The sequence below is a fragment of the Streptomyces sp. NBC_01429 genome (genome assembly GCF_036231945.1).
Classification (GTDB): Bacteria; Actinomycetota; Actinomycetes; order Streptomycetales; family Streptomycetaceae; genus Streptomyces.
In genome coordinates, this window is sequence record NZ_CP109599.1 from 6,041,144 (window position 1) to 6,066,156 (window position 25,013).

At 73.6% G+C, this 25,013-nt stretch carries 26 protein-coding genes; 18 read left to right on the forward strand and 8 right to left on the reverse strand.

Annotation, left to right across the window (positions count from 1 at the left end):
* Positions 1-67: 67 nt before the first annotated feature.
* Entirely contained in the window at positions 68-247 is a 180-nt protein-coding gene (locus OG627_RS26575; RefSeq protein ID WP_329069223.1) for a hypothetical protein, read from the reverse strand.
* A gap of 245 nt (positions 248-492) precedes the next feature.
* On the opposite strand from OG627_RS26575, the gene OG627_RS26580 reads away from it, so the two are divergent.
* From OG627_RS26580 to OG627_RS26595, 4 genes are all read left to right on the forward strand, one after another.
* Entirely contained in the window at positions 493-1,791 is a 1,299-nt protein-coding gene (locus OG627_RS26580) for an NYN domain-containing protein (RefSeq protein ID WP_329069225.1), read from the forward strand.
* An 88-nt stretch (positions 1,792-1,879) separates the two neighbouring features.
* Complete coding sequence (locus OG627_RS26585) at positions 1,880-2,851, forward strand: ABC transporter ATP-binding protein (RefSeq protein WP_329073014.1); 972 nt, start codon at positions 1,880-1,882, stop codon at positions 2,849-2,851.
* Between the two features lie 112 nt (positions 2,852-2,963).
* Positions 2,964-3,800, forward strand: coding sequence for an ABC transporter permease (locus tag OG627_RS26590; protein WP_329069227.1), 837 nt, complete (start codon positions 2,964-2,966; stop codon positions 3,798-3,800).
* A gap of 34 nt (positions 3,801-3,834) precedes the next feature.
* A complete protein-coding gene (locus OG627_RS26595; protein ID WP_329069229.1) occupies positions 3,835-4,575 on the forward strand; it encodes an ABC transporter permease in 741 nt (246 codons plus the stop codon).
* Positions 4,576-4,651: 76 nt separating this feature from the next.
* Here the strand turns inward: OG627_RS26595 and ybaK are convergent, their stop codons facing one another.
* The 4 genes from ybaK to OG627_RS26615 all read right to left on the reverse strand — a co-directional run bounded on the left by ybaK (position 4,652) and on the right by OG627_RS26615 (position 8,663).
* On the reverse strand, positions 4,652-5,161 hold the full coding sequence (ybaK, locus tag OG627_RS26600) for a Cys-tRNA(Pro) deacylase (RefSeq protein ID WP_329069232.1): 510 nt from the start codon (positions 5,159-5,161) through the stop codon (positions 4,652-4,654).
* 32 nt (positions 5,162-5,193) lie between these two features.
* Positions 5,194-5,934, reverse strand: coding sequence for an LON peptidase substrate-binding domain-containing protein (locus OG627_RS26605; RefSeq protein ID WP_329069234.1), 741 nt, complete (start codon positions 5,932-5,934; stop codon positions 5,194-5,196).
* An 11-nt stretch (positions 5,935-5,945) separates the two neighbouring features.
* A complete protein-coding gene (locus OG627_RS26610; RefSeq protein WP_329069236.1) occupies positions 5,946-6,968 on the reverse strand; it encodes a hypothetical protein in 1,023 nt (340 codons plus the stop codon).
* A gap of 93 nt (positions 6,969-7,061) precedes the next feature.
* Positions 7,062-8,663 (reverse strand): oxidoreductase, encoded by a 1,602-nt coding sequence (locus OG627_RS26615; protein ID WP_329069238.1) that lies wholly within the window; start codon positions 8,661-8,663, stop codon positions 7,062-7,064.
* Between the two features lie 221 nt (positions 8,664-8,884).
* Between OG627_RS26615 and hisD the strand changes: the two genes are divergently transcribed.
* The 10 genes from hisD (at position 8,885) to OG627_RS26665 (ending at position 18,795) form a co-directional block, all read left to right on the forward strand.
* On the forward strand, positions 8,885-10,216 hold the full coding sequence (gene hisD / locus OG627_RS26620; protein ID WP_329069240.1) for a histidinol dehydrogenase: 1,332 nt from the start codon (positions 8,885-8,887) through the stop codon (positions 10,214-10,216).
* The gene (locus OG627_RS26625; protein WP_329069242.1) at positions 10,213-11,322 is read left to right on the forward strand and encodes a histidinol-phosphate transaminase; all 1,110 of its coding nucleotides are present in this window, start codon (positions 10,213-10,215) and stop codon (positions 11,320-11,322) included. Before hisD ends, OG627_RS26625 begins: the two co-directional genes overlap by 4 nt.
* Complete coding sequence (gene hisB / locus OG627_RS26630) at positions 11,319-11,912, forward strand: imidazoleglycerol-phosphate dehydratase HisB (protein ID WP_329069244.1); 594 nt, start codon at positions 11,319-11,321, stop codon at positions 11,910-11,912. The genes OG627_RS26625 and hisB overlap by 4 nt, the downstream gene beginning before the upstream one ends.
* A complete protein-coding gene (locus OG627_RS26635; RefSeq protein ID WP_329069245.1) occupies positions 11,909-12,076 on the forward strand; it encodes a hypothetical protein in 168 nt (55 codons plus the stop codon). The genes hisB and OG627_RS26635 overlap by 4 nt, the downstream gene beginning before the upstream one ends.
* Entirely contained in the window at positions 12,073-12,720 is a 648-nt protein-coding gene (gene hisH, locus OG627_RS26640) for an imidazole glycerol phosphate synthase subunit HisH (protein WP_329069247.1), read from the forward strand. The genes OG627_RS26635 and hisH overlap by 4 nt, the downstream gene beginning before the upstream one ends.
* A gap of 24 nt (positions 12,721-12,744) precedes the next feature.
* Positions 12,745-13,470, forward strand: coding sequence for a bifunctional 1-(5-phosphoribosyl)-5-((5-phosphoribosylamino)methylideneamino)imidazole-4-carboxamide isomerase/phosphoribosylanthranilate isomerase PriA (gene priA, locus OG627_RS26645; RefSeq protein WP_329073016.1), 726 nt, complete (start codon positions 12,745-12,747; stop codon positions 13,468-13,470).
* A complete protein-coding gene (locus OG627_RS26650) occupies positions 13,467-13,883 on the forward strand; it encodes a RidA family protein (protein WP_329069249.1) in 417 nt (138 codons plus the stop codon). Before priA ends, OG627_RS26650 begins: the two co-directional genes overlap by 4 nt.
* The gene (gene hisF / locus OG627_RS26655) at positions 13,880-14,635 is read left to right on the forward strand and encodes an imidazole glycerol phosphate synthase subunit HisF (RefSeq protein ID WP_329069251.1); all 756 of its coding nucleotides are present in this window, start codon (positions 13,880-13,882) and stop codon (positions 14,633-14,635) included. The genes OG627_RS26650 and hisF overlap by 4 nt, the downstream gene beginning before the upstream one ends.
* A gap of 264 nt (positions 14,636-14,899) precedes the next feature.
* Entirely contained in the window at positions 14,900-15,814 is a 915-nt protein-coding gene (gene bdeA, locus OG627_RS26660; protein WP_443073545.1) for a bis(hydroxyethyl) terephthalate hydrolase, read from the forward strand.
* A gap of 131 nt (positions 15,815-15,945) precedes the next feature.
* Positions 15,946-18,795, forward strand: coding sequence for a helix-turn-helix transcriptional regulator (locus OG627_RS26665; protein ID WP_329069253.1), 2,850 nt, complete (start codon positions 15,946-15,948; stop codon positions 18,793-18,795).
* A gap of 9 nt (positions 18,796-18,804) precedes the next feature.
* On the opposite strand, the gene OG627_RS26670 is transcribed toward OG627_RS26665, so the two are convergent.
* Both OG627_RS26670 and OG627_RS26675 read right to left on the reverse strand, forming a co-directional pair.
* Positions 18,805-19,815, reverse strand: coding sequence for a hypothetical protein (locus tag OG627_RS26670; protein WP_329069255.1), 1,011 nt, complete (start codon positions 19,813-19,815; stop codon positions 18,805-18,807).
* 242 nt (positions 19,816-20,057) lie between these two features.
* Positions 20,058-20,453: a cupin domain-containing protein gene (locus OG627_RS26675; protein WP_329069257.1), complete on the reverse strand. Its 396-nt coding sequence runs from the start codon at positions 20,451-20,453 to the stop codon at positions 20,058-20,060.
* 148 nt (positions 20,454-20,601) lie between these two features.
* On the opposite strand from OG627_RS26675, the gene OG627_RS26680 reads away from it, so the two are divergent.
* On the forward strand, positions 20,602-21,552 hold the full coding sequence (locus OG627_RS26680) for a GlxA family transcriptional regulator (protein ID WP_329073019.1): 951 nt from the start codon (positions 20,602-20,604) through the stop codon (positions 21,550-21,552).
* A gap of 7 nt (positions 21,553-21,559) precedes the next feature.
* On the opposite strand, the gene OG627_RS26685 is transcribed toward OG627_RS26680, so the two are convergent.
* Positions 21,560-22,195: a TIGR03085 family metal-binding protein gene (locus OG627_RS26685; RefSeq protein WP_329069259.1), complete on the reverse strand. Its 636-nt coding sequence runs from the start codon at positions 22,193-22,195 to the stop codon at positions 21,560-21,562.
* Positions 22,196-22,278: 83 nt separating this feature from the next.
* Between OG627_RS26685 and hisI the strand changes: the two genes are divergently transcribed.
* From hisI to OG627_RS26700, 3 genes are all read left to right on the forward strand, one after another.
* Positions 22,279-22,650, forward strand: a complete 372-nt coding sequence (hisI, locus tag OG627_RS26690) for a phosphoribosyl-AMP cyclohydrolase (RefSeq protein WP_329069261.1) — start codon at positions 22,279-22,281, stop codon at positions 22,648-22,650.
* An 11-nt stretch (positions 22,651-22,661) separates the two neighbouring features.
* Positions 22,662-24,164 (forward strand): anthranilate synthase component I, encoded by a 1,503-nt coding sequence (locus OG627_RS26695; RefSeq protein WP_329069263.1) that lies wholly within the window; start codon positions 22,662-22,664, stop codon positions 24,162-24,164.
* A 73-nt stretch (positions 24,165-24,237) separates the two neighbouring features.
* A complete protein-coding gene (locus OG627_RS26700; RefSeq protein ID WP_329069265.1) occupies positions 24,238-24,981 on the forward strand; it encodes a TIGR02234 family membrane protein in 744 nt (247 codons plus the stop codon).
* The last annotated feature ends 32 nt before the right edge of the window (positions 24,982-25,013 follow it).

Consider the following 25,013-nt stretch of genomic DNA (forward strand, 5'->3'; position numbering starts at 1 on the left):
CACGGATACGCGGAAGCGGGGCGCGCCCACCATGGGCGCGCCCCGCTTCCGCGTATCCGGAGCGTCGTCAGTTGTGACCGAAACGCTTCTGCCGGCCCTTCTGGGCGACATCCGAAGGCGTTATGTGCGACAGCCGCTCTTCGGTACGGTCTTCCATGGACGAGGACTTCGATTCCTCGTTACCACGCTCGGACTCCGAACGGGCATGCTGCTTATTGCCGCGATCGCGATTCTTGTGCTTGGCCATGGCGATGCCTCCTGCGGGTGATTCTGCGGGGCTGGGACCGCCCTCAGACTCACATAGCCCATTAAACGCCGCATTTTGGATCATTGCCGTGTGTAGTGGTGCCTCGTCAACCGTCCGGTCGGTAATACGCCACGCCGATGATCGAGTTCCGGACCGCTAGCCACCGGCAGTCGGGCAGACTCGAAGGAAACCCGCAGTAACTCCCCCTCTCCAGATCCTCCTGATCCCGAGGTTCCCGAAAGAAGGTGGAACACGTGGACCGCTGCGTCGTCCTGGTGGACGCCGGCTATCTGCTGGGCGCCGCCGCGAGTCTCCTCGCCGGAGAACCGGCCCGTTCCCGCATCACCGTCGACCACGCCGCGCTCATCCAGGGCCTGCGCGAGCGGGCCGAGGCCGACACGGAACAGCCGCTGCTCCGCATCTACTGGTTCGACGGCGCCCCCGACCGGGTCCCGCAGCCCGAACACCGGCGGCTGCGCGTCATGCCCCGGGTCACCGTGCGCCTCGGTGCGCTCACCCGCAGCGACGGGCGCTGGGCCCAGAAGGGCGTCGACGCCGCGATGCACGCGGAGCTGACCGAGCTGGCCAGGAACCGGGCCTGCTCCGACGTGGTGCTCGTGACGGGCGACGGCGATCTGCTGCCCGGTCTGATGTCGGCCAAGGAGCACGGCGTCGCCGTCCACCTGTGGGCCGTCCAGGCCGCCGACGGGGACTACAACCAGTCCGAGGACCTGGTCGCCGAGGCCGACGAGCGGCGGGTGCTGGACCGGGCCTGGATCACCAAGGCCGTCCGCGCCAAGGAGCTGGGCGGGATCTGTCCGCCGCCGCCCGCACCGCGCCCCGAGATCGCGGCGATCCTCTCCGCGCCGCTGCCCGAGTCCGCGCTCGCCGCCTCCGCCGAGGGCGCGGAGCGGGCCGCGCGGGACGCACGGGCCGCCGAGGGGCGCGCCGCCCCGGCCGCGCCGCCCGCCGCCGAGCGCGCCCCCGAACCCCACCCCGCCGCCTCCGCCGCCGGGACGAAGGGCGTGCCCACGCCCAAGGACCTGGCGGGGCTGCGCGCTCCCGGCACCGACCGGGCCGCCGACGTCCGGCCCGACCGGGTTCCGGCCAACGCGACGCTGCGCTGGTCCTCCGACAAGGGCTGGATCGAGCGCCCCGGCGCCGCCGCGGCCGGCGAGCCGCCCGAGACGGCGTCCCTGCCCACGCTGGCGCAGCTCACCAGCGCGGAGCAGCGCTGGGCCGACCGCGAGGAGGACATCACGACGGTCGGCGGCGACCCGTTCGAGGTCGGACAGGTCTTCGCCCGCCGCTGGATGGAACGGCTCCCGGACGGCGGCCATGTGCAGAAGCTGTCCGTCATGTATCCGCGCGTACCGCACCGCATCGACGGCGAACTGCTGCGCTACGCGGCGCGCTTCGGGCTGCTCGCCCACAAGGACGACCAGATCGACGAGCACGACCGCTACGCGATCCGCGCCGGGTTCTGGCGCGAGATCGACGTACGGGCGGCGGCGGAGAACGTCAACGCGGCTCCCGGCTCCTGACCCGGTTCCGGTCCCGGTCCCGGCCGGGTCCCCGCCCCGCCGCCCGCCGCGACGTCGGGGACCCGTAAGGTCGTTGCTCGTGAGTACGGTGTGCGTGGTGCGCGATCTGGTGAAGACGTACCCCGCCGCGCGCGGTGGCCGAGGGGCCCCCGGGACACCGGCGGTGCGGGCCACCGACGGGATCTCCCTCGAAGTGCGGCGCGGCGAGATCTTCGGTCTGCTCGGGCCCAACGGAGCGGGCAAGACCACGCTCGTACGGCAGCTCACCGGCCTGATGCGGCCCGATTCCGGCGAGGTCCAGCTCCTCGGGCACGATCTCGTGCGCCACCCCGAGCGCGCCGCCCGGCTCATCGGCTATCTCGGCCAGGAGTCGAGCGCGCTCGACGAGCTGACGGTCTCCCTGGCCGCCGAGACCACCGGCAGGCTGCGCGGGCTGACGCTCAGGGCGGCGCGGGCGGAGCGGGACGAGGTGCTCGCGGAGCTGGGGCTGACCGAGATCGCCGGGCGGCCCCTGAAGAAGCTCTCCGGCGGCCAGCGGCGGCTGGCGTGCTTCGCGGCCACGCTGGTGGGGGAGCGGCCCGTCCTCGTACTGGACGAGCCCACCACCGGGATGGACCCCGTGGCGCGGCGCGCGGTGTGGTCGGCGGTGGACCGGCGGCGCGCCGAGCACGGCGCGACCGTGGTGCTGGTCACCCACAACGTCATCGAGGCCGAGACCGTCCTCGACCGGGTCGCCGTGCTGGAACGGGGCAAGGTCATCGCCTGCGACACCCCGGCGGGGCTGAAGCACGAGGTCGCGAACGAGGTACGGGTGGAGCTGGTGTGGCGCGAGCGCGCCCCGCTCGACGTTCCCGAGGTCGCTGCGCTGCGCGGATCCGCGCAGGAGTCCGGGCGCCGCTGGGTGCTGCGGCTCGCGCCGGACGAGGCGCGCGCGGCGGTCGCCGCGGTGACCGGCGGCGCGGCGTTCGCGGCGCTGGACGACTTCACGCTGGCGACGCCGAGCCTGGAGGATGTCTATCTGGCGCTGGGCGGCCGGGCGAAGGGGCTGGTGAAGGCGTGAGGCCGGACGAAGCCATGAGCACGAGGACGGTCACGGCCCGCACCCGCGCCTCCCTGCCCGGCGCCTGCGGCGCACCGACCACAGCGAACGTACCGAACAGGAGCAGCGCCAGGTGAGCATCGTGCCCGCGGAGGCCGTCTCCGGGAGAATCCGGACCGGCCGGGACACCACCCAGGGGACGGCGGACGGCGCCCCCGCGCCGCTCGCCCCCCGCGCGCGGCTGCTGCCCTCGCTCGCCGCCGTCTACCGCGCGCAGCTGTCGCGGGCGCGGGTCGCCCGGATCCCGCTGCTCTTCGTGGCGACCTTCCAGTCCGTCGGGATCATGATCCTGATGCGCGGGGTCGTCGACGGGGGCGGCGAGGCGCGGGCGGTGGTCGCCGGGTCCAGCGTGCTCGTCGTGGCGTTCGTCGCGCTCAATCTGCTCGCCCAGTACTTCGGCCAGCTGCGCGCGAGCGGCGGGCTCGACCACTACGCGACCCTGCCCGTGCCGCCCGCCGCCGTGGTGCTGGGCGCGGCCGGGGCGTACGCCTCCTTCACGGTGCCCGGCACCCTGGTCACCGCCGTCACCGGCAGCGTGCTGTTCCAGCTGCCGCTGACGCATCTGTGGGTGCTGGTGGCGGTCATCCCGCTCTCCGGCGCCGCCCTCGCCGGTCTCGGCGCCGCGTGCGGGCTGCTGGCGCCGCGCCCGGAACTGGCCACGCTCCTCGGGCAGCTGGGGATGTCGGCGGCGCTGCTGCTGGGCGTGCTGCCCGCTGACCGGCTGCCGGGACCGGTGGGGTACGCGCGCGATCTGCTGCCCTCCACCTACGGCGTCGAGGCTTTCGCCCGTACGTTCGACGCGCACCCCGACTGGTCCGCGGTCGCCCTCGACCTCGGTGTCTGCGCGGCCGTCGGCGTCTGTTCGCTGGCGGTGGCGACGTGGGCCTACCGGCGGGCGGCGGTCCGGTGAGGCGGCCCGCCGCCGGGCCTGGCACGATGGCACAGTGACCGCACCGCTGACGCCTCCCCACCAACCGCCGCACGACGACCCCTGGCAGACACCGCCGCCCGGGCTCTCCCCGTACTCCGGGTCCGGAGCGGAGCGGGACAGCGACTTCGACCTGAAATCGGAGCTGCGCCAGGGCGTGGCGGTGCTGGTGGCGGTGGCCCTGGTGGGCCTCGCGCTCGGGCTGCTGTGGATGTGGCTGGCGCCCCGGGTCCCGCTCGTCTCGGACGACACGGCGGTCTTCCTCAAGGACACGGAGGGCGAGGAGGCCATCGCGGCGGACGGCACGTTTCTGCTGCTGGCCCTCGGCTTCGGGGTGCTGAGCGCGGTGCTGGTCTTCCTCTTCCGGCGGCGCGGCGGGATCGCGGTCGTCGCCGGGCTCGCGCTGGGCGGCGTCCTGGGATCGGTGCTGGCCTGGAAGTTCGGCGCGTGGCTGGGCCCCACGTCGGACGTGGTGGCGCACGCCAGGGCGGTCGGCAAGGGGGTCACCTTCGACGCGCCGCTCGAACTGAACGCGAAGGGCGTGCTGCTGGCGTGGCCGGTCGCCGCGATGGTGGTGCATCTGGCGTTGACGGCCCTGTTCGGGCCGCGCGACCCGGAACCGGAGTGGGACTGGGGCCCGGCCCCGATGTACGGGACCCCCCACACGCCTCCCGCACCCCAGGCGTCCCCGGCGCCCCACATGCCCGAGGCTTCCCAGGCGCCCCGGAGGCCCGGCGGGGACGAGCCGCGCGGCTGACGCGCGTGCGCTCTTTTAACAGGCCCTTCTTCAAGAGGCGCGAGAGGCGCACGCCCCTCTTGAAGAAGAGCCGTTCCTAAAGAAGAGCCGTCCGGCCGATCGGCGCCAGCGTCGCCCCGGTGAGGGACGCCAGGTCCGCCGGGGACAGTTCGACCTCCAGGCCCCGGCGGCCCGCCGAGACACAGATCGTCGCGTGCCCGCCGGCCGAGGCGTCCACCACCGTACGCAGCCGCTTGCGCTGGCCCAGCGGTGAGATGCCGCCGCGCACGTACCCCGTCGTACGCTCCGCCGCCGCCGGGTCGGCCATCGTGGCGCGCTTGCCGCCGACCGCCGCCGCCAGCGCCTTGAGGTCGAGCGAGCCGGCGACCGGGACGACGGCCACGGTGAGTTCGCCGTCGACGTCCGCGACGAGCGTCTTGAAGACCCGCTCGGCGGGGACGCCCAGCGCGCGGGCCGCCTCCTCGCCATAGGAGGGGGAGGCGGGGTCGTGCTCGTACGCGTGCAGCGTGTACGACGTGCCCGCGGCGGTCAGCGCGACCGTCGCCGGAGTTCCGCCGGTCTGCTGCTTCTTGGTCTTCTTCGCCAAGGCCGCTCTCTCCCGGTCTCAGTTGGGCGGTCTCAGTTGGGGCTGTTCGGCGCGTGGGTCAGATCCACCGCGGGCAGCGACGGAAGATGGCGGATCACCGCCGTCTCGGCGCGCAGCAGCTTCAGCTCCGCGCGCAGCCGGTCCGCGACGTCGGGCGCCTCCAGCAGCCGCTGCCGGGTCGGGATGTCGAGCACGGCCGCCGCCGCCACCAGGTACGAGACCACCGAGGGCTCGTGCGGCAGCTCGTCGCTCCTGGACAGCGAGCGCTCCCGCGCCCCGGCCAGCCGCTTCTGATAGCTCTGGAACGCCCGCAGCACCCCCTCGGCGAGCGTGGCGGCGCCCTCGCCCGTCTCCTCGGGCAGCTCCTCCAGCTCACCCGTCAGATACGGGCCGCTCGCGTCGACCGACAGCAGCCGGGCCCGGGTGGTGCCGGTGGCGACCACCTCGAAGCTGCCGTCGGGACGTTCGCGGATGGTGGCCGTGTCCGCGACACAGGCCACCGGGTGGAAGGCGGCGAGGGGATCGGGGCCGAAGCCGGTCGCGGGGCCGCGCTCGGGCGGCGCGCTCCCGTCCGGCATCCCCGGCGCGGTCGTCGCGACTTCGTGCCCGTCGCGGATGGCGACCACGGCGAAGCGGCGCGGCTCGGACTCGTCCGTCTTGAGCAGCTCGCGCATGATGGCGCGATAACGCTCCTCGTAGACGTTCAGCGGCAGGACGAGGCCCGGGAACAGCACCGCGTTCAGCGGGAAGAGAGGGAGGCGTGCGGTGGTCACAACGGTCAAGCCTAATGGCCGCGGGCCCGGCTCCGGTCGGCCCGGCGTCGCAAAGGCGTCGCCGAGGCCACCTGGATCCGTACCGCGTCCCGCGTTTCCAGGAACCGGGCGAGCGGATCCTCGGTCAGACAGATCCACGGGAACGAGGTGGCGTACGGCCCGATCAGCCGGAACTGGTCGAGCGCCGCCGTCCACCGCCCCCGCTCCACCAGCACGAACGCCAGCAGATTGCGTACCTCCGCCGGCCACGGGTCGTCCGGGCCGTAGGCGGCCGACAGCTCGATCGCCAGATCGGCCGCCGCGTCGATCCGGTCCGCCTGGAGCGGTGTCGGCTCCCCGCCGAGCAGTTGGACGAAGGCCGCCCGCGCCGGCAGCGCCTGTACCAGGGAGCCCGGCAGGGCGTCCAGCGCCGCCTGCTCAGCGAAGTCGAAGCACTCGCGGTGCGAGCCGTACCAGTGCGCCGAGAGGTACTTGAGCGCCGCTACATGACAGCCGTAGTGGTGCGACGAGCGCTGTACGGCCTGTTCCCACAGCGCCTCGAACGCGGAGTGCGGGGCGTGCGAGCCCCGCGCGTGGTCCAGCGCCACGCGCCAGGGCACCGGGTCGCGCGGGTCGCCGTCCGCCGCCGCGTCGATCAGCGGGCCCGTCTCGCGCAGCCGCTCCGCGCGGGCCGGCGACTCCCAGGCCCGGTGCACGGCCAGCTCGGCCCGGACCAGGGCCGCGTCCGGATCGTGCGGCGCGGCCCGCAGCCACTCCGTCAGCCAGCCGTCCCGGCTCTTGGCGAACGCGGCCAGCCGCGTGACGTACCGGTCGCGGTTCTCCCACTCGGCCGCCTCCCGGGTGGCCGCGAGCACCTTGGCCGCCCGGTCGTACTCGCCGAGCGCGGCGGAGACGAGCGCCGGCGCCAGCCGGTCGTCGGGCGCGTCGAGCAGCACCTCACGGTCCGGCGGCAGCCCGGCGGCGAGGTGCGGGGTGTGCCGGACCATGCGCGCGGTGCTGATCAGGGCGCGGAGAAAAGACATGGTGCGGACCATTGAAAGCGGGCCCGGACCGGGGCGCCAGGGGGTCAGCGTGAAGCTTTCGTATCGAAAGCGGGTGGATCGCCCGCCGGGCGGCTCATCCCCGGCTCATCCCCGGCGCAGCGCCCTCGTCGCGCCCGCCGTGACCGTCGTCGCCAGGATCCAGCCCAGGACCGTCAGGGCCGCCGCCGCCCACTGCCAGCCGCCCGACACCAGCCAGTAGCCGTCCTGCCCGAAGTCGATGACGGGGATCAGCAGATCGAGTGAGTAGAGCGCCGGGTTCCACGCCGGGTGCTCCTCGCCCCGCAGGGCCGGCGGCGCGTTGCGCGCGAAGGCCACCGTGCTCGCCCCCCACAGCACGGCCATCCACAGCGCCGCCCGCCCCGGACGGTAGCCGTACGCCACCGTCCAGTCCTGGATGTAGCCCCAGACCTTCCCGGCCAGCGACAGCGTCTCGCGGCGGCGGCGGTGCTTGGCGAGGAGCACCTCGCGGGCGTCCGCGTCCTCGCCGCTCTGCCGCAGGACCTGCGCCAGCCGTTCGTACGGCTCGGGGGAGTACTCCGGCGTCGCCGCCGCCAGCCACTCCAGGCGCCGGATGAGCGGGAAGTGGCCGAACGGGACGAGGTTCTCGTAGGTGAAGCCGCCCATGCCCAGACCGCCGGGGCCCGGCCAGCTCGTCGACATGTCGATCAGGGTGACGATCCGCGCGCCGCTCAGCACCACCCGGCCGTCCTCGATGTGGTCGCAGGTGAAGCGCAGCTCGGGGGTGACGATCCGGCGCAGCGACAGCTCCTCCGCGGCGGTCAGGAAGAACCGCGCCTGGTCGACGTCGACCGCGTCCCCGAACCGGCCGTCGTCCAGCCGCACCCCGCCCCGGCACTCGAAGCGCTGGAGCCGGGCGCCGAGCAGGGCCGCTGACCCGGCCCCGATGCCGTGCGGGGGTGTGATGCCGTGGTGGCCGGCGTCGTCGTTCACCCACGCGCCGGTCATGTGCAGCGAGCGCTCGACCGTCAGCTGAGGCGCGTTGAGCGCGCGCCGCTCCTCCGCCGCGCGCAGCCGGCTGCCGCGCAGACTCAGCGACACCCCGATCTTCGCGCCCCGCAGACTCACCTCGCCGTATGTCTCGATCTGATCGGCCTGGAGATCCTGCGCGACGACCAGCCCGTCGGCCGCGATCGCGCGGCCGGTCCGGTCCGGCCGTACGTCGATCTCGCTGATCAGCAGATCCGTGCCGATCTGGGCGTCCGTCAGCCGGATGCCCCGGTCGACCCGGCAGCGGGGCAGATGGAGATCTCCCTCGGTGTGCAGCCGGGCGGCCTCCAGCCGGGGGATCGCACAGCTCACCATGCGTAACGTGGTGAAGTGCGACTCGGGCAGCACCACCTCGTTCTCGAAGCGGCAGTAGGTCAGCTCCACATACGGCGCGATCGTGCCGCCCGCGAGGTTGAGCGTCCCGGTGATCTGCACACCGCACAGCTTGAGCGCCGCCACTCTGCCGGGCAGCGCCGTGGGGCCGCTGAGCAGCAGCAGGGCGACCACCCGGGCGCGCACGCTGCGCTCCGTGCCCCAGGGGCGCGGCGCGAAGGGGTCGTTGAGCAGGGGGTCCGAAGTGCTCAGGTCGTACGTACTGCCGTTGCGGAACGACTGCCACATGCCGAGTTCCGCCGCGCTGAGCCAGTCGGGAGATTCGTCGTACTGCGGCTCGGTCACGGCCGCGCCTCCGCTTCCCCGTGTGCGTACAGATGGTCCGAACAACTGATGACAGCCGGTCCGTACAACTGCGGGCAGTTGCTCCGTACAAACGTTGTTCCCTCTCCGTGGCGTACTGAACACAATGAGTGACACTGATGGTGTGCGGCGCTGGTGGCGTTATGTATCAGCCAGTGATACAGGCGTCCGGCGGCCCGGTCCGGTCTGCGAGAATTGACCCCGTGATCTCACGAATCGATCTGCGCGGCGAACCCCTTCCCGAGGGCGGAGCCCTGCGTGACCTGCTGCCCCGAGCCGAATTCGACGTGGAAGCCGCCCTGGAGAAGGTGCGGCCGCTCTGCGAGGACGTACGGCACAGGGGCACGGCGGCGCTGATCGAGGCCGCGGCCGAGTTCGACGGTGTGGAGCTGGCGCGGGTGCGTGTCCCGGGCGCCGCGCTCACCGCCGCCCTGGAGGCGCTGGACCCCGCCGTACGGGCCGCGCTGGAGGAGTCGATCCGCCGCGCCAGGCTGGTGCACCGCGCCCAGCGCCGCTCCACGCACACCACCCAGGTGGTGCCGGGCGGCTCGGTCACCGAGAAGTGGGTGCCGGTCGAGCGGGTCGGGCTGTACGCGCCCGGCGGGCGGTCCGTCTACCCCTCTTCCGTGATCATGAACGTGGTACCGGCGCAGGAGGCGGGCGTCGAGTCGATCGCGCTGGCCTCGCCCGCGCAGAAGGACTTCGACGGCCTGCCGCACCCCACCATCCTGGCCGCGTGCGCGCTGCTCGGCATCGACGAGGTGTACGCGGCGGGCGGCGCCTCGGCCGTCGCGATGTTCGCGTACGGGACGACGGGCCCCGACGGCTGCGCGCCCGTGAACATGGTCACAGGCCCCGGCAACATCTGGGTCGCCGCCGCCAAGCGGTACTTCACCGGCCGGATCGGCATCGACGCCGAGGCCGGCCCCACCGAGATCGCGATCCTCGCGGACGACACCGCCGACCCGGTGCACGTCGCGGCGGACCTGATCAGCCAGGCCGAGCACGACCCGCTCGCCGCCGCCGTCCTCGTCACCGACTCGGTGCGGCTGGCCGACGCGGTCGACAAGGAGCTGGAGCCGCAGACCGCGGCGACCAAGCACATCGAGGACCGGGTGGTCCCGGCGCTCTCCGGCCGGCAGTCGGCCATCGTGCTGGTCGACTCCGTCGAGGACGGCCTGCGGATCGTCAACGCGTACGGCGCCGAACACCTGGAGATCCAGACCGCGGACGCCACCGCCGTCGCCGGCCGTGTGCGCAACGCGGGCGCCGTCTTCGTCGGCCCGTACGCCCCCGTCTCCCTCGGCGACTACTGCGCCGGCTCCAACCACGTCCTGCCCACCGGCGGTTGTGCCTGCCACTCCTCGGGGCTCTCGGTCCAGTCGTTCCTGCGCGGCATCCACATCGTGGACTACACCGAGGACGCGCTCGCGGAGGTCGCCCACCACGTGGTGACGCTCGCGGAGGCCGAGGACCTGCCCGCGCACGGCGCGGCGATCAAGGCGAGGTTCCAGTGGAAGGTGCCCGGAAAGTGACGTTCGGTATCGACGACCTGCCCGTACGGGACGAGCTGCGCGGCAAGTCCCCCTACGGCGCCCCCCAGCTGGACGTCCCCGTACAGCTCAACACCAACGAGAACCCCTACCCGCTGCCCGAGCCGCTGGTCGAGCGGATCGCCGAGCGGGTCCGCGAGGCCGCGCGGACCCTCAACCGCTACCCGGACCGGGACGCGGTGGAGCTGCGCACCGAACTGGCCCGCTATCTCAGCCGTACCGGGAACCACCCGCTGACGGTGGCCGAAGTCTGGGCCGCCAACGGCTCCAACGAGGTCATCCAGCAGCTCCTCCAGACCTTCGGCGGCCCCGGCCGTACGGCGATCGGCTTCGAGCCCTCCTACTCGATGCACGGCCTCATCGCGCGCGGCACGGGCACCGGCTGGATCTCGGGGCCGCGCAACGCGGACTTCACCATCGACGTGGCGGCCGCGCGCGAGGCGATCGCCGCGCACCGGCCCGAGGTCGTCTTCATCACCTCGCCCAACAACCCCACCGGCACCGCCGTCGGCGCCGACGCCGTCCTCGCGCTGTACGAGGCCGCCCAGGCGGCCCGGCCGTCGCTGGTCGTCGTGGACGAGGCGTACGTCGAGTTCAGTCACCGCCCCTCCCTGCTGCCGCTCATCGAGGGCCGGCCCCACCTGGTCGTCTCCCGCACGATGTCCAAGGCGTTCGGGGCCGCCGGGCTGCGGCTCGGCTATCTGGCCGCGCACCCCGCCGTGGTGGACGCCGTCCAGCTGGTGCGGCTGCCGTACCACCTGTCCGCCGTCACCCAGGCCACCGCGCTCGCCGCGCTGGAGTACACCGATACGCTGCTCGGGTACGTCGAGACGCTCAAGGCCGAGCGGGACCGGCTGGTCACCGAATTGCGCGCCCTCGGTTACGAGGTCACCGACTCGGACGCGAACTTCGTCCAGTTCGGCCTCTTCGAGGACTCCCACGCGGTGTGGCGGCGGATCCTCGACCGGGGTGTCCTCGTCCGCGACAACGGCGTACCGGGCTGGCTGCGGGTCACCGCGGGAACCCCGTCCGAGAACGACGCGTTCCTCGACGCGGTACGTGATCTCAAGAAGGAGCAGAGCGCATGAGCCGCATCGGCCGCGTGGAACGCACAACCAAGGAGACATCCGTCGTCGTCGAGATCGACCTCGACGGCAGCGGAAAGGTCGACGTGTCGACCGGGGTCGGCTTCTACGACCACATGCTCGACCAGCTCGGCCGGCACGGCCTGTTCGACCTCACGGTGAAGACCGAGGGCGATCTGCACATCGACTCGCACCACACCATCGAGGACACGGCCCTCGCCATCGGCGCCGCCTTCAAGCAGGCGCTCGGCGACAAGGTGGGCATCTACCGCTTCGGCAACTGCACGGTGCCGCTGGACGAGTCGCTGGCCCAGGTGACGGTGGACCTGTCGGGGCGCCCGTACCTCGTCCACACCGAGCCCGAGAACATGGCGCCGATGATCGGCGAGTACGACACGACGATGACCCGGCACATCCTGGAGTCCTTCGTCGCCCAGGCCCAGATCGCGCTGCACGTCCACGTCCCGTACGGGCGCAACGCGCACCACATCGTGGAGTGCCAGTTCAAGGCCCTCGCCCGCGCGCTGCGGTACGCCTCCGAGCGCGACCCGCGCGCCGCCGGCATCCTTCCTTCCACGAAGGGTGCCCTGTGACCGGGCTGTCGACGATCCTGATCTTCGTCGGGCTGTTCCTGGCGGGCGGGGCGTACTCCTTCCACAAGCAGAAGCTGCCCAAAGGCGTGATCGTGCTGCTGGGCCTGTGCTCGGCGCTCTGTCTCGTCGCCGGTGCGCTCCGTATTCAGGGGATCTGGGAATGAGCGCGGTGACGCGGAAGAACGTCGTGGTCTTCGACTACGGATTCGGCAATGTCCGCTCCGCCGAGCGCGCCCTCGCCAGGGCCGGCGCCGAGGTCGAGATCACCCGCGACTTCGACCGGGCGATGAACGCCGACGGGCTCCTCGTCCCCGGTGTCGGCGCCTTCTCCGCCTGCATGACGGGGCTGAAGGAGGCCCGCGGTGAGTGGATCATCGGCCGCAGGCTGGCCGGCGGCCGTCCCGTGATGGGGATCTGCGTCGGGATGCAGATCCTCTTCGAGCGCGGCATCGAGCACGGCGTGGAGAGCGAGGGCCTGGACGAGTGGCCCGGTACGGTCGAGCCGCTCAAGGCCCCGGTCGTCCCCCACATGGGGTGGAACACGGTCGAGGCGCCCGCGGACAGCGACCTGTTCGCCGGACTCGACGCCGACGCCCGCTTCTACTTCGTGCACTCGTACGCCGTGCGGGAATGGGGCCTTGAGGTCACCAACCCCAAGATCCGCGCCCCCCGGGTCACCTGGGCCACGCACGGCGAGCCGTTCGTCGCCGCCGTGGAGAACGGCGCCCTGTGGGCCACCCAGTTCCACCCCGAGAAGTCCGGCGACGCCGGCGCCCAGCTGCTGACCAACTGGATCGGAACCCTCTGAATGCCTTCTGTGCCGAAGCTCGATGTGCCGGCCCTCGAACTGCTCCCCGCCGTCGACGTCCGGGACGGCCAGGCCGTACGGCTCGTCCACGGCGAGTCCGGCTCGGAGACCTCGTACGGCTCCCCTCTCGAAGCCGCCCTCGCCTGGCAGCGCTCCGGCGCCGAGTGGCTGCATCTGGTCGACCTCGACGCGGCGTTCGGCACCGGTGACAACCGCGCGCTGATCGCCGAGGTCGCCGCCGCCATGGACATCAAGGTCGAGCTGTCCGGCGGCATCCGCGACGACGACACGCTCGCCGCCGCCCTCGCCACCGGCTGCACCCGGGTCAACCTCGGTACGGCCGCGCTGGAGACCCCCGAGTGGGTCGCGAAGATCATCGCGCAGCACGGCGACAAGATCGCCGTCGGCCTCGACGTACGCGGTACGACGCTGCGCGGCCGCGGCTGGACCCGCGACGGCGGCGACCTCTACGAGACCCTGGCCCGGCTCGACGCCGAGGGCTGCGCGCGCTACGTCGTCACCGACATCGCCAAGGACGGCACCCTCCAGGGCCCCAACCTGGAGCTGCTGAAGAACGTCTGCGCCGCCACCGACAAGCCCGTGGTCGCCTCCGGCGGGGTCTCCTCGCTGGACGACCTGCGGGCGATCGCCGGCCTGGTGCCCGAGGGCGTCGAGGGCGCGATCGTCGGCAAGGCGCTGTACGCGAAGGCGTTCACGCTGGAAGAGGCGCTGGCGGCGGTGTCCGGATGAGTGAGGACTCCGTGCGGCGGGTACGGAAGATCTCCTCCGGCGGCCCCTGGGAGGAGTCCTTCGGCTACTCCCGCGCGGTGGAACTCCCGAACGGTCTGGTCCTGGTGTCCGGCTGTACGTCGGTGGTCGACGGCCGCATCGCCGAGGGCGGTCCCTACGAGCAGGCCGTCACCGCGTTCGGCGTCGCCCTGAAGGCGCTGGGGGAGCTGGGGCTCGGAGCCGGGGACGTGGTGCGCACCCGCATGTACCTGACCCATGTCCGGGACGCCGACGAGGTCGGCCGCGCCCACAAGGAACTGTTCGACACGGCCCGCCCGGCCGCCTCGATGGTCGTCGTCGCCGGACTCATCGACCCGAGCCTGGTCGTCGAGGTCGAGGTCGAGGCGTACCGGGGCCCCGGAGGTGGCGCATGACGCTGGCCGTACGGGTCATTCCCTGCCTGGACGTGGACCGGGGCCGCGTGGTCAAGGGCGTCAACTTCCAGAACCTGCGCGACGCGGGCGACCCCGTCGAGATGGCCAGGCTGTACGACGCCGAGGGCGCCGACGAGCTGACGTTCCTCGACATCACCGCCTCGTCCGGCGACCGCGAGACCACCTACGACGTGGTGCGCCGCACCGCCGAGCAGGTCTTCATCCCGCTCACGGTCGGCGGTGGCGTCCGTACCGCCGACGACGTCGACAAACTGCTGCGGGCCGGTGCGGACAAGGTGGGTGTCAACACCGCCGCGATCGCCAGGCCCGACCTCATCCGGGAGATCTCGGAGCGGTTCGGCAGCCAGGTGCTGGTGCTGTCGGTGGACGCCCGGCGGACCCCGGACGGGTCCTTCGAGGTCACCACGCACGGCGGGCGCCGGGGCACCGGCATCGACGCGGTCGAGTGGGCGCACCGGGCCGCCGAGCTGGGGGCGGGGGAGATCCTGCTCAACTCGATGGACGCGGACGGCACGAAGGACGGCTACGACACCGTCATGATCGGAAACGTCCGCAAGCACGTCACCGTGCCCGTCATCGCGTCCGGCGGCGCGGGCCGTCTTGAGCACTTCGCCCCGGCCGTCGAGGCCGGTGCCGACGCCGTACTCGCCGCGTCCGTCTTCCACTTCGGCGATCTGCGGATCTCCGAGGTCAAGGACGCCCTGCGGCTGGCGGGGCATCCGGTGCGCTGAACACCGGTCAGGGAGAACGGTGTTGGGGGCACCGGCCGCCGAGCGGCCGGTGCCCCCGACGGTTTCCCGGGCGGTGTTCCCGGGGCGGTTCGCGGGCGATTCCCGGGTGGTTCTCGACCGGTTCATCAAGACCGGTGAATTTGCCGATGCTTCCGTGTCGTGTGCGCCGCGACAGTGGCGACCGCCAGTCAAATGGCGGTCCCACTCCGGTGCACCCGTACGGCCTCCGGCGTGGCTCCGTCACGACCGAGAGGACCCCCCACCGTGCGTCAGCACTCCTCACCGCCCGCCTCCCCCCGTACCGCCAAGGGGCTATGGGCGGCGGCACTCACGACCCTGGGCCTGTTCGCCGCGCTGATCCCCGGCGCCTCCGGGGCCCAGGCGCTGGTCGCCGACAATCCGTACGAGCGCGGTCCCGCGCCCACGGTGGCCGGTATCGAGGCCGCGCGCGGCAGCTACGCCGTCTCGCAGACCACGGTCTCCTCGGCGAGCGCCACCGGGTTCGGCGGCGGCACGATCTACTACCCGACCTCCACCGCCGACGGCACCTTCGGGGCCGTGGCCGTCTCGCCCGGCTTCACCGCCACCCAGTCCAGCGTCGGCTGGCTCGGCCCCCGGCTCGCCTCCCAGGGCTTCGTCGTCTTCACCATCGACACCAACACCACCCTGGACGCCCCCGACAGCCGTGGCCGCCAACTCCTCGCCGCACTCGACTATCTGACGCAGAGTTCGTCCGTGCGCACCCGGATCGACAGCGCGCGGCTGGGCGTCATGGGGCACTCCATGGGCGGCGGCGGCAGCCTGGAGGCCGCCAAGAGCCGCACCTCGCTGAAGGCGGCAGTCCCGCTGACCGCCTGGGACCTGAACAAGAACTGGGCGCAGCTGCGGACGCCCACCCTGCTGGTCGGGGCCGACGGTGACACCGTCGCCCCGGTCGCCTCGCACTCCGAGCCGTTCTACGAGTCGCTGCCCGGCTCGCTCGACAAGGCGTACCTGGAGCTGAAGGGCGCGAGCCACTCGGCCCCTACCACGGCGAACACCACGATCGCGAAGTACAGCCTGTCCTGGCTGAAGCGCTTCATCGACAGCGACACCCGCTACGAGCAGTTCCTCTGCCCGCTGCCGCAGGCCGGCGCCACCATCGCTGAGTACCGGGGCAACTGCCCGCACACGTCCTGACCCGGCGCCTCCCGGCGCGGCCCCTCCCGATCCGGGAGGCACCGGATCGGGAGGGGCCGTCCGGGGCGGGTGCGAACCCGCCCCGGACCGATGTCTTCCGAGGTTGTTTACGCGGCAGTAACCTGACGGCCGTGACCCTCTCCACGACCGGGCGCGCTCCCCGCCGGCTGTCCGGCCGCAGCGGTGAACTCGCCGTACTGGAAAAGCTGTTGGCCCTCCTGGCCGCCGGACACGGCACCACACTCGTACTGACAGCGCCGCCCGGCCTCGGGCGCAGCGCCCTGGCCCTGCACACGGCGGAGGGCCACCGCGCCGGGCCGGTCCTGCGGACCACTGCGGCCCCCGCCGAGCGGCTGCTGCCGTACAGCGGACTCCACGCGCTCCTCTGCTCGGCCCCGGACGCGCTCCCGCTGCCGGTGCGGCCCGCCGAGGTGCTGCGCTCCGGTCTCGCGCCCGCCGCCCTGCTCGATCTGCTGACCGCCCTCGGCGCCCGGCGGCCCCTGCTGGTCTGCGTGGACGACGTACACCTCTGGGATCCGCGCTCGCGCGCCGCGCTGACGTTCGCGGTCCGCCGGCTCACGGCCCGAGCCGGGGTCGCCGTCCTGCTCACCGCCACGGACGGCCGGGACGGCGCGCACGGCCGGAACGGCGCGGAGGCGCTCTCCGGGCTGCCCGTACTGCGGCTCGGACCGCTCGATGCGGTGGACGCCGATGAGCTGCTGACCGAGCTGACTCCCTGTCATATCGGTTCTGCCGTAAGGGAAGAGCTGCGCCGCGAGGCGGCCGGCAACCCCCGGCTGCTGGTCTCGCTCGTCCAACACCTGACGCCACGTCAACTGTCAGGGCGTCAGCCACTGCCCCATCCACTGCCCGGCGGCGAAGACCTCCTCGACGCCTACGCGGCTCCGCTCGCGGCCCTGCCCGACGACACCCGCGCGCTGCTGCTGCTCGTCGCGGCGGCCGAGGAGCACGAACCCGAGGGGGCGGGCGCGGACGCCGGTCTGCTGCTGCGCGCCGGGCGGCTGGCCGGGATCGCCCCCGGCCGGACCGCTCCCGCCGAGAGCGCGGGAGTGCTGCGCGGCGCCGGTTCCCGTATCCGCTTCACCCATCCACTGACCCGCAGGGCGGTACTGCGCGACGCCCCGCTCGACCGCCGCCTCGCCGCGCACCGGCTGCTCGCCGCTGCGCTCGAAGGACCCGACCTCGCCCTGCCGAGGCTCGTCCAGCGCGCGTGCGCCGCCGACGGATACCACCCGGCGCTCGCCGACGCGCTCGCCCTGGCCGCCGTCGCCCCGGCCCCGCACGCCGACCGCGCCGGGGCACTGGCGCGGGCCGCCGCGCTCTCCCCGGACGAGACGCTGCGCGCCACCCGGTTCGCCGCCGCCGCCGAACACGCCTGGCTCGCCGGGGAGCCGGGCCAGGCGCGCGTCCTGCTCGCCCGCGTCCGCACCGTCCCCGCCCCGGGCCACGCGCACTACGTACGCGGGCTGCTCGCGCTGCGCGACGGCCCGGCCGCCGACGCCGGACAGGCCCTGCTCACGGCCGCCGCGCTGCTCGCGCCCCACGACACCGTACGGACCGTGCACGCCCTGCTCGGCGCGGCGGAGGCGGCCTGGGCGGCGGGCGACGCGCGCGGCTGTCTCGACGCGATGAGCCGCGTACCGGCGAGTCCGGACGACCCTGCGCTCGACCGCTACCGGGCCGGGATCTGCGCCCTCCTCGCCGGCCGGCCGGAGGAGGGCGACGCGCTGCTGCGCGGGTACGTCGCACGGGTGATGGGGAGCGGCACGGCCGACCCCGGCCCCGGCCCCGGCCATGCCTCCGACCCCGGCCACGACTCCGCCCCCGGCTCCCGCCCCGGCCCCGTTCCCGGCGACCCCGCGCCCCTGCTGCGCGCCGGTATCGCCGCGCTCGTCGTCGGCGAGGTGGACATCGCCTGCCGGGCGGGCGCGCGGGCGCTGGCCGCCGTACGGGCACACGGCCCCGACGCGCTGCTCCCGCAGGCCCTGGAGCACCTCGCGTACGGCGAACTGCGGGCCGGCCGGCACGCGCGGGCCCGGGTGCACGCCCACGAGGGGCTCGCCGCCGCCGACCGGCTCGGCCAGCGCAACGCCGCCGCCCACCTGCACGCCGTACTCGCCCTCGCCGCCTCGGCGGAGGGCGACGCGCGCACCTGCGCCGCCCACGCCCAAGCGGCGCGGGCGGGCGCGGGACCGCACGGGCTGCTCCACGCGACGACCCTCGCGAGCTGGGCCGTCGCCCGCGCCGAACTGGCCGTCGGCCGCTCGGCCGAGGCCGCTGCCCTCCTCGCCCCCCTGGTCGGCCCCGGCCCCCGGCCCGGCCACTTCGCCTCCCGGACGGCGCTCGTCCCGTGTTTCGTGGAGGCGGCCGTCCTGGCGGGCCGGGGCGCCGACGCCCGCGCGGCGGTCGAGGCGTTCGCGGCCTGGTGCGCCCGTACCGCCGACCCGCACGCCCCGGCCCAACTCGCCCGCTGCCGCGCCCTGCTGGCCCCGGACACCGAGGCGGCCGCACGGTACGAGGAGGCCCTCGCCCACCACGACCGCTCCGGCGGCGACTTCGAACGGGCCCGTACCCAACTCCTCTACGGACACTGGCTGCGCCGTCGTCGCCGCCCCCGCGCGGCCCGCACCCCGCTGCGCGACGCCCTCGCCTCCTTCGAGCGGTGCGGCGCCCTCCTCTGGTGCGACCGGGTGCGCGGCGAACTGCGCGCCGCCGGCGAGCCGGCCCCCGCGAACCCCGCGCACACCACCACCCCGGCGGCCCCGCTGCTCCTGCTCACCCCGCAGCAGCAGCGCGTCGCCCGCTGTGTGGCCGAGGGCGCCACCAACCGCGAGGTCGCCCGCCGGCTCTCCGTCTCCACCCGTACCGTCGACCACCACCTGCGCAATGTCTTCGCCGCGCTGGGGGTGCGCTCACGCACCGAACTGGCCCGCCTGCTGGCGGCGCCGGGGCCGTGGTGACCGGCGGGCTCACCGATCGCAGTGACCACCCGTGGGCGGAACACCGGAGGACTTGGCGATCCAGAAGTCCCGCGCGCCGTTCGTGCCGGGTTTCGCGACGGAGATGTTGTGTCCTGGCACCGTCCAGGTGCCGGTGCCCAGGACGATCTTCCAGTACCCGATGGTCTCCCGCACCACCGGTGTGTACTCGACCCAGCCGAACTGCTTGGGGGCCACCGTCACTTCGACCGACTCCGTCGTCGAGGACTCCTCGATCCAGCTGTGGGAGGCGGTGAACGAGAGCGTGATCTTGTCACTCGGCTCCCACTCCACTGTCCCGGCCACCGACCACTCGGAGCCCGTCGTGCGTGTCCAGCTCGCCGTGTACTTGGCGTCGCCGACGCCGTCGTTGAACAGCACACTGCCGACCACGCAGCCCTGGGAGGCCCGGTAGGCGGACGGGGTGCTCGCGTCGACGAACGTGCAGGTGTTGCTGTTCGGATCGGCGGCGCACTGCTGGGCGGCGCGGGCGAGCGCCAGGTTCAGCACACCGGGCGCGACGGCTTCGCCGCGGCCCAGCAGCCAGGTGTTGTGGTGGTTCGGATCGGTGCTCCGGCAGTCGATCCGCTCCACCAGCGGGTCGCTGTCGAGCGCGGTGAGGCACGTCCCCGAGCTGACCTGGACGATCCGGTAGGCGGTGGGCCCGGCCGTGGTGGTCGGGGTGACCGGGTCGAGATACCACTGCTGTGTCGTGTCGCCGGGTACGCACGGGGCCATATGCAGATGCCAGGGCCCGAGGAACTCGGTCACCCGGCGGTTGGCGTTCACACCGAACACGGCGAGCCGGCCGTCGGCGTTGGCCACCGCTGTGGGCAGCCCGACCAGGGCCGGGCCCAGGTCGAACGTGCTGTTCACGTCCCACGTCCCGGTCGGTTCGGCCGCTGTGCCGGGCGCGGACTGCGTGACGGTCCACAGCCGGCCGTCGCTGTGGTTGCCGAAGACCTGCAACAGCGTGCCGGCGGACGTCGTGGTGGCTCCCACGGCGACATCGTCGGTGTACCCGGCGCCGCGATATCGGTAATCCGCGCATACGAGACCTCCCAGAAACACGGGACGAACCAGGGGAACGGCGGAGCCCGGCCGGAGGCTGACGGCGCACCGGTCGCGACCCGCCGGATACGTCGCCAGAGTCTGGCAGAAGGCGACGAGACGGTGCCGGGCCGCGTACCGGCGCGTGAGAGCTCGACGGGGAGCGTGCCGCGCGGCGCACGCTCCCCGGCTCGTCACGTACCGAGGGCGTGCCCCGTCGTCGCGTCGACGTGATCGGGGATCTCGTCGTGACGGTCGCCGACGGTCGGTGTGCCGGTGGGCTCGAACAGCAGGATCGAGGTGCGCGACGGAGCGTACGGCTTGTGCTCCGTCCCCCGGGGGACGGTGAACACCGCGCCCCGGGGGAGCCGCACGGTGCGCTCCCCGGCCGGTTCGCGCAGCGAGATGTGCAGTTCCCCGTCGAGGACGAGGAAGAACTCGTCGGTGTCGTCGTGGACGTGCCAGAGGTGTTCCCCCTCGACCTTCGTCACGCGTACGTCGTAGTCGTTGACCCGCGTCACGATGCGGGGGCTCCACAGGGCGTCGAAGGAGGCCAGAGCCGTGTCGAGGGCGATGGGTTCGTCGGTCATGGACTCATCCTCGACGGTGCGCGCCGACCGGTGTGAGTGCTAGAAATCGCATATGACGCAACAATCCTCGCAGGTGGCCGGACCGGTTCGCAGGGCGGTTCGCGGCGCGGCCGGGGCCGTACGCGGGGCGGACCCGCACCGGGTCGTGGTGATCGTGGACGAGAACTCCAACCCCTTCGAACTCGGCTGCGCCACCGAGATCTTCGGGCTGCACAGGCCCGAGATCGGCCGTGATCTGTACGACTTCAGGCTCTGCTCGCCGCGACCGCGCACGGTGATGCGGGACGGGTTCTTCACCCTGAGCGGCGTCGTCGGCCTGGAGGCGGCCGACGAGGCCGACACGCTGATCGTCCCGAACAGACCCGATATCGAGGTGCCCCGGCGCCCCGCCGTACTCGACGCCGTCCGGCGGGCGCACGCGCGCGGCACCCGGCTGATCGGATTCTGCAGCGGCGCCTTCACCCTGGCCGAGGCCGGGGTCCTCGACGGGCGCCGGGCCACCGCGCACTGGCAGTGGGCGGACGACTTCCGCGCCCGCTTCCCCACCGTCGGGCTCGAACCCGATGTGCTGTTCGTGGACGACGGCGACATCCTCACCGCCGCGGGCAGCGCCGCGGCGCTCGACCTCGGGCTGCACGTGGTCCGCCGCGACCACGGCGCGGAGATCGCCAACGCGGTGAGCCGCCGACTGGTCTTCGCGGCACACCGGGACGGCGGTCAACGGCAGTTCGTGGAGCGGCCGGTGCCCGCGGTCGCCGACGAATCACTCGCCCCCGTGCTGGCCTGGGCCCAGGAACGGCTGGACACACCGCTCACGGTGCCCGACCTCGCCGCCCGCGCGGCCGTCAGCTCCGCCACGCTCCACCGCCGCTTCCAGGCCGAGCTGGGTACGACACCACTGGTCTGGCTCACCGGCGAGCGGCTCGCCCTCGCCTGCCGGCTGATCGAGCGGGGCGAGTCCCGATTCGACGTGGTCGCCCGGCGCAGCGGGCTCGGCTCCGCCGCCCATCTGCGCACACTGATGCGGCGCGGGACCGGGCTCACCCCGTCGGCGTACCGGCGCCGCTTCGGGCCCGCCCCGGCCCCGGACGGGGCCTGAAGGCGCGCTACGCGATGCCCAGCTTCGCGTCCCGTACCGCCGTGACCGCCGCCTTGTCGCCCTCCAGCGTCACGTCCGCCACCGCCTGCCGCCCGAACGCGAAGAGCAGCAGCTCGGCCGGCTCGCCCGTGACCGTCACCACCGGGGTGCCCCGGTGCGCGACCGTCGTCTGGCCGTCGGGGCGGCGCAGCACCAGGCCCACCGGGGACTTGCGGCCCATCATCCGGCCGCCCTTCTCCAGCCGCGCCCACAGCGTGTCCGAGAAGACCCGGTCCAGCTCGCGCGGCGTCCACTCGGGCTGCGCCCGCCGGACGTCCTCGGCGTGGATGTAGAACTCGACCGTGTTCGCCGCCTCGTCCAGCTGCTTGATGCCGAACGGGGACATCCTCGGGGGTCCCGTACGGATCAGCTGGATCAGCTCCTCGTACGGCTTCGCCACGAACTCGGCCTGCACCCGCTCCAGCCGGCCCCGCAGCGCGGGCAGCAGCGTCCCGCCCGCCGCGTCCGGGCGCCGCTCGCGCAGCACCACGTGGGCGGCGAGATCACGCGCCAGCCAGCCGTCACAGAGCGTCGGCGCGTCGGGACCCACCGCCTCCAACAGGTCGGCGAGCAGAAGTCGTTCACGCTTTGCATGGGTCGACATGGCACCCAGCCTACGGCGCCCGCACCCCGTCCGCCCAGTGGACCGCGGCCCGGCGCGGACGCCGGGCGCGGCACAATGTCCGTATGACCAGCATGACCGGTGGGCTCGACCCCGCCATCGCCGCCCGGCTCAAGCGCAGCGCCGACGGACTGCTCCCCGCCATCGCCCAGCAGTACGACACCGGCGAGGTGCTGATGCTCGGCTGGATGGACGACGAGGCCCTGCACCGCACCCTGACCACCGGCCGCTGCACCTACTGGTCGCGCAGCCGCCGCGAGTACTGGGTCAAGGGCGACACCTCCGGCCATGTCCAGCACGTCAGGTCCGTCGCCCTGGACTGCGACGCCGACACGGTGCTCGTCCAGGTCGACCAGGTGGGCGCCGCCTGCCACACCGGCGCGCGGACCTGCTTCGACGCCGACGTGCTGCCCCTCGGCCCCGTCCCCGGGCAGTAGGGTCAGCCGCCATGGATCTTGAGACCTTCCGCGAGCTGGCGGCGGACCGCCGTGTCATCCCCGTCAGCCGGCGCCTCCTCGCCGACGGGGACACGCCGGTCGGCCTGTACCGCAAGCTCGCCGCCGAGCGCCCCGGGACGTTTCTGCTGGAGTCGGCGGAGAACGGCCGCTCCTGGTCCCGCTACTCGTTCATCGGGGTACGGTCCGCCGCCACCCTCACCGAGCGCGACGGCCGCGCCCACTGGCAGGGCACCCCGCCGGTCGGCGTGCCCACCGAGGGCGACCCGCTGGCCGCCCTGCGCGCCACCCTGGAGACGCTGCACACCCCCCGCGACCTCGGCCCTGTCCGGCCGGTCTCCGGCATGCCGCCCTTCACCGGCGGCATGGTCGGCTACCTCGGCTACGACATCGTGCGGCGGCTGGAGAAGGTCGGCGACCACGCGCGCGACGACCTGCGCATCCCCGAGCTGACCATGCTGCTCACCTCGGACCTCGCCGTACTCGACCACTGGGACGGCTCGGTCCTGCTGATCGCCAACGCGATCAACCACAACGACCTGGACACCGGGGTCGACGAGGCGTACGCCGACGCCGTGGCCCGCCTCGACGCGATGGCCGCCGATCTCGCCGAGCCGGTCCACACCGCGCCCACCGCGCTGCCCGCCTCCGAGCTGCCCGAGTACACCGCGCTGTGGGGCGGCGCCGCCTACCAGGAGGCCGTCGAGGACATCAAGGAGCGGATCAGGGCGGGCGAGGCGTTCCAGGTCGTGCCCTCGCAGCGCTTCGAGACCCCCGTCACCGCGAGCGCGCTCGACGTCTACCGGGTGCTGCGGGCCACCAACCCCTCGCCGTACATGTACCTCTTCCGCTTCGACGGCTTCGACGTCGTGGGCTCCAGCCCGGAGGCACTGGTCAAGGTCGAGGACGGCCGCGCCCTGGTGCACCCGATCGCCGGCACCCGGCACCGGGGCGCCACGCCCCAGGAGGACCAGGCGCTCGCCGACGAACTCCTCGCCGACCCCAAGGAGCGCGCCGAGCACCTGATGCTGGTCGACCTCGGCCGCAACGACCTGGGCCGCGTCTGCGTGCCCGGCAGCGTCGAAGTCGTCGACTTCATGTCCGTCGAGCGCTACTCGCACGTCATGCACATCGTGTCGACGGTGACGGGCGAGGTCGCCGAGGGCCGCTCCGCCTTCGACGTCCTGACCGCCTGCTTCCCGGCGGGCACGCTCTCCGGGGCGCCCAAGCCGCGCGCCCTCCAGATCATCGACGAACTGGAACCGACCCGGCGCGGGCTGTACGGCGGCTGCGTCGGCTATCTCGACTTCGCGGGCGACTCGGACACCGCCATCGCCATCCGCACCGCCCTGCTGCGCGACGGCACCGCGTACGTGCAGGCGGGGGCCGGGGTCGTCGCCGACTCCGATCCGGTCTCCGAGGACACCGAGTGCCGGAACAAGGCGGCGGCCGTACTGCGGGCCGTCCACACCGCGAACCGCCTCAAGGACGCGTGAGGCACCGGGGAGAGACACCGGGGGAGGGCGGTCGGGAGCCCGCGTTCCCCCGCACACCGGGGCGTAGGGGATAGTGGGGTACGTGAGTGCCGTACCCGTACCCCAGCCCCGTGCCGCCGGTCCGGCGGCCACCTCCACCCCCACCTCCGCCGCGCGACCGGCGCGCGACGGCGATGACGGCGGCGGCCCGAGCGGCCGCCGCAGCCTCGCCGCCGCCCTGCTGCTCGGCGCCGTCGGCGCCGCCGTGGTGCTGATCGCCTCCGGCCAGACCTGGGCCGGCGGCACGGCCGCCGTCGGCGGCGGCTCCGTGCCGCTCGACGCCAACGGCCGTGACATCACCGGCGTCCCGGCCGCCCTCGCCGTCGTCGGTCTCGCCGCGCTCGTCGCCGTCTTCGCCGTGCGCCGCGCCGGCCGGCTCCTGGTCGCCGCGCTGCTCGCGCTGAGCGGCGCCGGCGCCGCGCTGGCCGCGTTCCTCGGCGCCTCCGACCGCTCGGCGCTGGACGGGATGGCGGCGAAGACCACCGGCGACACCGCCGCCACCGTCCACGCGCTGTCCCACACGGCCTGGCCCTACGTGACCTCGGTGGGCAGCGTCCTGATCCTGCTCGCCGGAGTGCTGGCCCTGGTGTACGGCAGGAGGTGGCCCGGCATGTCCGGCCGGTACGAACGGCCCGGCGCCACGGCCGTCGCGGCCGGCCCCGGAGCGCCCGCCCCGGCCGGGGGCCGCGCCCGCAAGGCACCGGTGGTCGACCCCGACCGTCCCGAGGACCTGTGGAAGGCCCTGGACCGGGGCGAGGACCCGACGCGCGAGAGCTGACTCACACCCACCCCCCGGCCCGTTCCGCCACC

What these genes read in the sequence shown, in the direction of transcription:
- OG627_RS26575 (WP_329069223.1), bottom strand. Translation starts at nt 247, where the DNA reads ATGGCCAAGCACAAGAATCGCGATCGCGGCAATAAGCAGCATGCCCGT.
- OG627_RS26610 (WP_329069236.1), bottom strand. Translation starts at nt 6,968, where the DNA reads ATGGTCCGCACCATGTCTTTTCTCCGCGCCCTGATCAGCACCGCGCGC.
- hisB (WP_329069244.1), top strand. Translation starts at nt 11,319, where the DNA reads ATGAGCCGCATCGGCCGCGTGGAACGCACAACCAAGGAGACATCCGTC.
- hisH (WP_329069247.1), top strand. Translation starts at nt 12,073, where the DNA reads ATGAGCGCGGTGACGCGGAAGAACGTCGTGGTCTTCGACTACGGATTC.
- OG627_RS26650 (WP_329069249.1), top strand. Translation starts at nt 13,467, where the DNA reads ATGAGTGAGGACTCCGTGCGGCGGGTACGGAAGATCTCCTCCGGCGGC.
- hisF (WP_329069251.1), top strand. Translation starts at nt 13,880, where the DNA reads ATGACGCTGGCCGTACGGGTCATTCCCTGCCTGGACGTGGACCGGGGC.
- OG627_RS26675 (WP_329069257.1), bottom strand. Translation starts at nt 20,453, where the DNA reads ATGACCGACGAACCCATCGCCCTCGACACGGCTCTGGCCTCCTTCGAC.
- OG627_RS26685 (WP_329069259.1), bottom strand. Translation starts at nt 22,195, where the DNA reads ATGTCGACCCATGCAAAGCGTGAACGACTTCTGCTCGCCGACCTGTTG.
- hisI (WP_329069261.1), top strand. Translation starts at nt 22,279, where the DNA reads ATGACCAGCATGACCGGTGGGCTCGACCCCGCCATCGCCGCCCGGCTC.
- OG627_RS26695 (WP_329069263.1), top strand. Translation starts at nt 22,662, where the DNA reads ATGGATCTTGAGACCTTCCGCGAGCTGGCGGCGGACCGCCGTGTCATC.